The organism is Cellulomonas pasadenensis (genome assembly GCF_047229365.1).
Classification (GTDB): Bacteria; Actinomycetota; Actinomycetes; order Actinomycetales; family Cellulomonadaceae; genus Cellulomonas.
Genome location: NZ_JBFTEP010000277.1, coordinates 1 through 1,065, shown reverse-complemented (window position 1 = coordinate 1,065; position 1,065 = coordinate 1). Strand labels below are relative to the sequence as shown.

General features: G+C 74.7%; 1 protein-coding gene. It reads left to right on the top strand.

The features are described from left to right. The first annotated feature begins 294 nt into the window (after window positions 1-294). Window positions 295-1,062, top strand: a complete 768-nt coding sequence (locus tag AB6N23_RS18450; RefSeq protein WP_412867407.1) for a TetR/AcrR family transcriptional regulator — start codon at window positions 295-297, stop codon at window positions 1,060-1,062. Window positions 1,063-1,065: the final 3 nt, after the last annotated feature.

The window sequence follows — 1,065 nt, the reverse complement described above, 5'->3', positions numbered from 1 at the left end:
ACCACGAACGCGGACCGCTCGTTCGCCGCGCTGTCCGCCCGCGCCGGCGCCGCGGACGGGTGTCCGCGCAGGTCCCCGGGCTGCAGGACGGCCGGGCACGTGCCAGGCTCCACGGCAGGGCGCCACGACGGGGTGGCGTCCGCTCCCCGTCGACCGCGCGACGCGCCCGGGTGATCCTGAGCGGCCGTCCAGGACAAGTGCGTGAAATCCTTGACTCTGTCACGCGGATCGATGAGATGATCACCGGGGCGGAGCTGGCCGGGGGGGTCGCGCACGCCACCGCGAGGAGGAGTCATGAACCGACTGCCGGTCGCCGAGCGACGCGAGCAGCTCATCGAGGCGGCGCTCGCCGTCGCCAGCCGTGACGGTGTCGACGGCACGACGGTCCGCGCCGTCGCCGCCGAGGCAGGGGTCTCGCTGGGCGTGGTGCACTACTGCTTCCGCGACAAGGACGAGCTGCTGCGCGCGATGGCCCACGCCATCACCGAGCGCAACACGGCCCGCGCCATGGCGGAGATGCCGGAGCAGGCACCCGTCCTCGACCTGATCGTCGGCGTGCTCGACGGGCTGTGGGCCAACATCCGCCACACCCGCGGGCCGCAGCTGCTGACGTACGAGCTCACGACGACGTCGCTGCGGCACGCCGAGCTCCAGCAGGTCGGCGTCGACCAGTACGTCAACAGCTGGGCGGCCGCCGAGCACTTCCTCGAGGAGGTCGAGCGCGTCGGCTCCGTGACGTGGCGGGTGCCGCGGTTCATGGTCGCGCGCTCGATCATCGCGGCGATCGACGGCTTCTCGCTCGCGTGGCTCGTCGACGGCGACGCGGAGGCCGGTTACACCGGCCTGCGGCTGTTCGCCGAGCACCTCGCCACCCTCGCCGTCCCGACGCCGCGCCTCGAGGTGCTGGCCGACGAGCCCGGCGACGAGGCGGTGCCCGACGAGGCGGGGTCGGCCCGGGCCGCGGACGCGGCGCCGGCGGACGACGGCCCGGGCGACGAGGCCGACGGTGTCGCGGCGGACGGGCACCGGCTCGCCGCGCCGAACCTCACCGCCCTGGCGTGAGCG

Excerpts from the sequence above, each read along its gene's own strand:
- AB6N23_RS18450 (WP_412867407.1), top strand. The coding sequence starts at position 295 with ATGAACCGACTGCCGGTCGCCGAGCGACGCGAGCAGCTCATCGAGGCG.